Raw genomic sequence first — 535 nt, forward strand, 5'->3', positions numbered from 1 at the left:
TCATTATAGGTTAAGCGACGCTTGGTATAGTCCGTATAAAACTCAACGTTATTTCCTAAGTCCTTAAAGGCATCAACGACTGCTGGATAAGTCTCTATCAATTCTTGATTGATCTCGGATGAGAGCCAAATGAAAGCATCTTGCTCGGCTCGTTCGGGGATATGACGATCTACGCAGTTATAGCAAAGATTGGTCTCGCCGCCGACATACCACTTAGCAAACGGTAGATTACTGTCATCAAGAATTTGCTCAGGCTCTTTATGCCAGTAGATACGCTTTGCTTGCTCTGCCCAAAACTGCTCTCGATCATTGATCGAGTCACTATAAATATCAGCAAAAGTAGAATCTTGCACAGAGATATCGGTATTATTAAAGGCTTGGTTAGAATCTATATTGGTAGCTTGCTCGCTCATAATGGCTATCCTTAGCGTAAACGAAATGTGATGCAACACGACTATATATGCTATATGAAATAGCTAATGAAGTTGGAAGAGTCGCTGTATATATTATAAGTATAATATAGCAAATTTATATG

General features: G+C 39.3%; 1 protein-coding gene. It reads right to left on the reverse strand.

All coding sequences use genetic code 11. The annotated features are described in order from the left end of the window. Positions 1 to 413 (reverse strand): acetyl-coenzyme A synthetase N-terminal domain-containing protein (locus tag ACS8FD_RS24095; protein WP_439277701.1); only part of this gene is annotated, 413 nt, incomplete at its 3' end. Between the last annotated feature and the right edge of the window lie 122 nt (positions 414 to 535).

It is taken from the genome of Psychrobacter sp. 1U2, from assembly GCF_051847575.1.